This window comes from Prevotella lacticifex (assembly GCF_019973375.1).
GTDB lineage: Bacteria > Bacteroidota > Bacteroidia > Bacteroidales > Bacteroidaceae > Prevotella > Prevotella lacticifex.
Window position 1 is genome coordinate 1 of record NZ_BPTV01000005.1, and the last position, 5,513, is coordinate 5,513.

Consider the following 5,513-nt stretch of genomic DNA (forward strand, 5'->3'; position numbering starts at 1 on the left):
CTGTAGGCATGGGTGATGCTGGTATTAAATCTGCCATTCAAGGCTCTAATGTTCCTAACCCTGATGAGGCCGTCCCTAGTTTTGTTTCTGGTGCTATGGCTAAAGCTGGTAAAGGACTTCTTGAAGGTACGTTGCAGGCTGGCACTTCTGCCGTTTCTGATAAGTTGCTTGATTTGGTTGGACTTGGTGGCAAGTCTGCCGCTGATAAAGGAAAGGATACTCGTGATTATCTTGCTGCTGCATTTCCTGAGCTTAATGCTTGGGAGCGTGCTGGTGCTGATGCTTCCTCTGCTGGTATGGTTGACGCCGGATTTGAGAATCAAAAAGAGCTTACTAAAATGCAACTGGACAATCAGAAAGAGATTGCCGAGATGCAAAATGAGACTCAAAAAGAGATTGCTGGCATTCAGTCGGCGACTTCACGCCAGAATACGAAAGACCAGGTATATGCACAAAATGAGATGCTTGCTTATCAACAGAAGGAGTCTACTGCTCGCGTTGCGTCTATTATGGAAAACACCAATCTTTCCAAGCAACAGCAGGTTTCCGAGATTATGCGCCAAATGCTTACTCAAGCTCAAACGGCTGGTCAGTATTTTACCAATGACCAAATCAAAGAAATGACTCGCAAGGTTAGTGCTGAGGTTGACTTAGTTCATCAGCAAACGCAGAATCAGCGGTATGGCTCTTCTCATATTGGCGCTACTGCAAAGGATATTTCTAATGTCGTCACTGATGCTGCTTCTGGTGTGGTTGATATTTTTCATGGTATTGATAAAGCTGTTGCCGATACTTGGAACAATTTCTGGAAAGACGGTAAAGCTGATGGTATTGGCTCTAATTTGTCTAGGAAATAACCGTCAGGATTGACACCCTCCCAATTGTATGTTTTCATGCCTCCAAATCTTGGAGGCTTTTTTATGGTTCGTTCTTATTACCCTTCTGAATGTCACGCTGATTATTTTGACTTTGAGCGTATCGAGGCTCTTAAACCTGCTATTGAGGCTTGTGGCATTTCTACTCTTTCTCAATCCCCAATGCTTGGCTTCCATAAGCAGATGGATAACCGCATCAAGCTCTTGGAAGAGATTCTGTCTTTTCGTATGCAGGGCGTTGAGTTCGATAATGGTGATATGTATGTTGACGGCCATAAGGCTGCTTCTGACGTTCGTGATGAGTTTGTATCTGTTACTGAGAAGTTAATGGATGAATTGGCACAATGCTACAATGTGCTCCCCCAACTTGATATTAATAACACTATAGACCACCGCCCCGAAGGGGACGAAAAATGGTTTTTAGAGAACGAGAAGACGGTTACGCAGTTTTGCCGCAAGCTGGCTGCTGAACGCCCTCTTAAGGATATTCGCGATGAGTATAATTACCCCAAAAAGAAAGGTATTAAGGATGAGTGTTCAAGATTGCTGGAGGCCTCCACTATGAAATCGCGTAGAGGCTTTGCTATTCAGCGTTTGATGAATGCAATGCGACAGGCTCATGCTGATGGTTGGTTTATCGTTTTTGACACTCTCACGTTGGCTGACGACCGATTAGAGGCGTTTTATGATAATCCCAATGCTTTGCGTGACTATTTTCGTGATATTGGTCGTATGGTTCTTGCTGCCGAGGGTCGCAAGGCTAATGATTCACACGCCGACTGCTATCAGTATTTTTGTGTGCCTGAGTATGGTACAGCTAATGGCCGTCTTCATTTCCATGCGGTGCACTTTATGCGGACACTTCCTACAGGTAGCGTTGACCCTAATTTTGGTCGTCGGGTACGCAATCGCCGCCAGTTAAATAGCTTGCAAAATACGTGGCCTTATGGTTACAGTATGCCCATCGCAGTTCGCTACACGCAGGACGCTTTTTCACGTTCTGGTTGGTTGTGGCCTGTTGATGCTAAAGGTGAGCCGCTTAAAGCTACCAGTTATATGGCTGTTGGTTTCTATGTGGCTAAATACGTTAACAAAAAGTCAGATATGGACCTTGCTGCTAAAGGTCTAGGAGCTAAAGAATGGAACAACTCACTAAAAACCAAGCTGTCGCTACTTCCCAAGAAGCTGTTCAGAATCAGAATGAGCCGCAACTTCGGGATGAAAATGCTCACAATGACAAATCTGTCCACGGAGTGCTTAATCCAACTTACCAAGCTGGGTTACGACGCGACGCCGTTCAACCAGATATTGAAGCAGAACGCAAAAAGAGAGATGAGATTGAGGCTGGGAAAAGTTACTGTAGCCGACGTTTTGGCGGCGCAACCTGTGACGACAAATCTGCTCAAATTTATGCGCGCTTCGATAAAAATGATTGGCGTATCCAACCTGCAGAGTTTTATCGCTTCCATGACGCAGAAGTTAACACTTTCGGATATTTCTGATGAGTCGAAAAATTATCTTGATAAAGCAGGAATTACTACTGCTTGTTTACGAATTAAATCGAAGTGGACTGCTGGCGGAAAATGAGAAAATTCGACCTATCCTTGCGCAGCTCGAGAAGCTCTTACTTTGCGACCTTTCGCCATCAACTAACGATTCTGTCAAAAACTGACGCGTTGGATGAGGAGAAGTGGCTTAATATGCTTGGCACGTTCGTCAAGGACTGGTTTAGATATGAGTCACATTTTGTTCATGGTAGAGATTCTCTTGTTGACATTTTAAAAGAGCGTGGATTACTATCTGAGTCCGATGCTGTTCAACCACTAATAGGTAAGAAATCATGAGTCAAGTTACTGAACAATCCGTACGTTTCCAGACCGCTTTGGCCTCTATTAAGCTCATTCAGGCTTCTGCCGTTTTGGATTTAACCGAAGATGATTTCGATTTTCTGACGAGTAACAAAGTTTGGATTGCTACTGACCGCTCTCGTGCTCGTCGCTGCGTTGAGGCTTGCGTTTATGGTACGCTGGACTTTGTAGGATACCCTCGCTTTCCTGCTCCTGTTGAGTTTATTGCTGCCGTCATTGCTTATTATGTTCATCCCGTCAACATTCAAACGGCCTGTCTCATCATGGAAGGCGCTGAATTTACGGAAAACATTATTAATGGCGTCGAGCGTCCGGTTAAAGCCGCTGAATTGTTCGCGTTTACCTTGCGTGTACGCGCAGGAAACACTGACGTTCTTACTGACGCAGAAGAAAACGTGCGTCAAAAATTACGTGCAGAAGGAGTGATGTAATGTCTAAAGGTAAAAAACGTTCTGGCGCTCGCCCTGGTCGTCCGCAGCCGTTGCGAGGTACTAAAGGCAAGCGTAAAGGCGCTCGTCTTTGGTATGTAGGTGGTCAACAATTTTAATTGCAGGGGCTTCGGCCCCTTACTTGAGGATAAATTATGTCTAATATTCAAACTGGCGCCGAGCGTATGCCGCATGACCTTTCCCATCTTGGCTTCCTTGCTGGTCAGATTGGTCGTCTTATTACCATTTCAACTACTCCGGTTATCGCTGGCGACTCCTTCGAGATGGACGCCGTTGGCGCTCTCCGTCTTTCTCCATTGCGTCGTGGCCTTGCTATTGACTCTACTGTAGACATTTTTACTTTTTATGTCCCTCATCGTCACGTTTATGGTGAACAGTGGATTAAGTTCATGAAGGATGGTGTTAATGCCACTCCTCTCCCGACTGTTAACACTACTGGTTATATTGACCATGCCGCTTTTCTTGGCACGATTAACCCTGATACCAATAAAATCCCTAAGCATTTGTTTCAGGGTTATTTGAATATCTATAACAACTATTTTAAAGCGCCGTGGATGCCTGACCGTACCGAGGCTAACCCTAATGAGCTTAATCAAGATGATGCTCGTTATGGTTTCCGTTGCTGCCATCTCAAAAACATTTGGACTGCTCCGCTTCCTCCTGAGACTGAGCTTTCTCGCCAAATGACGACTTCTACCACATCTATTGACATTATGGGTCTGCAAGCTGCTTATGCTAATTTGCATACTGACCAAGAACGTGATTACTTCATGCAGCGTTACCATGATGTTATTTCTTCATTTGGAGGTAAAACCTCTTATGACGCTGACAACCGTCCTTTACTTGTCATGCGCTCTAATCTCTGGGCATCTGGCTATGATGTTGATGGAACTGACCAAACGTCGTTAGGCCAGTTTTCTGGTCGTGTTCAACAGACCTATAAACATTCTGTGCCGCGTTTCTTTGTTCCTGAGCATGGCACTATGTTTACTCTTGCGCTTGTTCGTTTTCCGCCTACTGCGACTAAAGAGATTCAGTACCTTAACGCTAAAGGTGCTTTGACTTATACCGATATTGCTGGCGACCCTGTTTTGTATGGCAACTTGCCGCCGCGTGAAATTTCTATGAAGGATGTTTTCCGTTCTGGTGATTCGTCTAAGAAGTTTAAGATTGCTGAGGGTCAGTGGTATCGTTATGCGCCTTCGTATGTTTCTCCTGCTTATCACCTTCTTGAAGGCTTCCCATTCATTCAGGAACCGCCTTCTGGTGATTTGCAAGAACGCGTACTTATTCGCCACCATGATTATGACCAGTGTTTCCAGTCCGTTCAGTTGTTGCAGTGGAATAGTCAGGTTAAATTTAATGTGACCGTTTATCGCAATCTGCCGACCACTCGCGATTCAATCATGACTTCGTGATAAAAGATTGAGTGTGAGGTTATAACGCCGAAGCGGTAAAAATTTTAATTTTTGCCGCTGAGGGGTTGACCAAGCGAAGCGCGGTAGGTTTTCTGCTTAGGAGTTTAATCATGTTTCAGACTTTTATTTCTCGCCATAATTCAAACTTTTTTTCTGATAAGCTGGTTCTCACTTCTGTTACTCCAGCTTCTTCGGCACCTGTTTTACAGACACCTAAAGCTACATCGTCAACGTTATATTTTGATAGTTTGACGGTTAATGCTGGTAATGGTGGTTTTCTTCATTGCATTCAGATGGATACATCTGTCAACGCCGCTAATCAGGTTGTTTCTGTTGGTGCTGATATTGCTTTTGATGCCGACCCTAAATTTTTTGCCTGTTTGGTTCGCTTTGAGTCTTCTTCGGTTCCGACTACCCTCCCGACTGCCTATGATGTTTATCCTTTGGATGGTCGCCATGATGGTGGTTATTATACCGTCAAGGACTGTGTGACTATTGACGTCCTTCCCCGTACGCCGGGCAATAATGTTTATGTTGGTTTCATGGTTTGGTCTAACTTTACCGCTACTAAATGCCGCGGATTGGTTTCGCTGAATCAGGTTATTAAAGAGATTATTTGTCTCCAGCCACTTAAGTGAGGTGATTTATGTTTGGTGCTATTGCTGGCGGTATTGCTTCTGCTCTTGCTGGTGGCGCCATGTCTAAATTGTTTGGAGGCGGTCAAAAAGCCGCCTCCGGTGGCATTCAAGGTGATGTGCTTGCTACCGATAACAATACTGTAGGCATGGGTGATGCTGGTATTAAATCTGCCATTCAAGGCTCTAATGTTCCTAACCCTGATGAGGCCGTCCCTAGTTTTGTTTCTGGTGCTATGGCTAAAGCTGGTAAAGGACTTCTTGAAGG

Annotated in this window: 9 protein-coding genes; all 9 read left to right on the plus strand. The window is 44.7% G+C overall.

From position 1 onward, the window contains the following. The coding region (locus LDN30_RS16615; RefSeq protein ID WP_223930251.1) for a hypothetical protein at positions 1-857 on the plus strand (857 nt) is incomplete at its 5' end. Positions 858-893: 36 nt separating this feature from the next. Continuing rightward, positions 894-2,462, plus strand: coding sequence for a replication endonuclease (locus LDN30_RS16620; RefSeq protein WP_001134933.1), 1,569 nt, complete (start codon positions 894-896; stop codon positions 2,460-2,462). Beyond that, complete coding sequence (locus tag LDN30_RS16625; protein WP_435988044.1) at positions 2,395-2,547, plus strand: hypothetical protein; 153 nt, start codon at positions 2,395-2,397, stop codon at positions 2,545-2,547. The genes LDN30_RS16620 and LDN30_RS16625 overlap by 68 nt, the downstream gene beginning before the upstream one ends. Then, positions 2,480-2,719, plus strand: coding sequence for a phage DNA packaging protein C (locus LDN30_RS16630; RefSeq protein ID WP_016670801.1), 240 nt, complete (start codon positions 2,480-2,482; stop codon positions 2,717-2,719). Before LDN30_RS16625 ends, LDN30_RS16630 begins: the two co-directional genes overlap by 68 nt. Further along, positions 2,716-3,174 (plus strand): scaffolding protein D, encoded by a 459-nt coding sequence (locus LDN30_RS16635; RefSeq protein WP_000084700.1) that lies wholly within the window; start codon positions 2,716-2,718, stop codon positions 3,172-3,174. Before LDN30_RS16630 ends, LDN30_RS16635 begins: the two co-directional genes overlap by 4 nt. Then, positions 3,174-3,290, plus strand: coding sequence for a phage DNA packaging protein J (locus tag LDN30_RS16640; RefSeq protein ID WP_000033471.1), 117 nt, complete (start codon positions 3,174-3,176; stop codon positions 3,288-3,290). The genes LDN30_RS16635 and LDN30_RS16640 overlap by 1 nt, the downstream gene beginning before the upstream one ends. Before the next feature lie 36 nt (positions 3,291-3,326). After that, positions 3,327-4,610 carry a major capsid protein gene (locus tag LDN30_RS16645; protein WP_000065572.1) on the plus strand — a complete coding sequence of 428 codons (1,284 nt, stop codon included), beginning with the start codon at positions 3,327-3,329 and terminating at the stop codon, positions 4,608-4,610. A gap of 110 nt (positions 4,611-4,720) precedes the next feature. Then, positions 4,721-5,248 carry a hypothetical protein gene (locus LDN30_RS16650; RefSeq protein WP_000487867.1) on the plus strand — a complete coding sequence of 176 codons (528 nt, stop codon included), beginning with the start codon at positions 4,721-4,723 and terminating at the stop codon, positions 5,246-5,248. Positions 5,249-5,256: 8 nt separating this feature from the next. Beyond that, the coding region (locus tag LDN30_RS16655; protein ID WP_029791841.1) for a Minor spike protein at positions 5,257-5,513 on the plus strand (257 nt) is incomplete at its 3' end.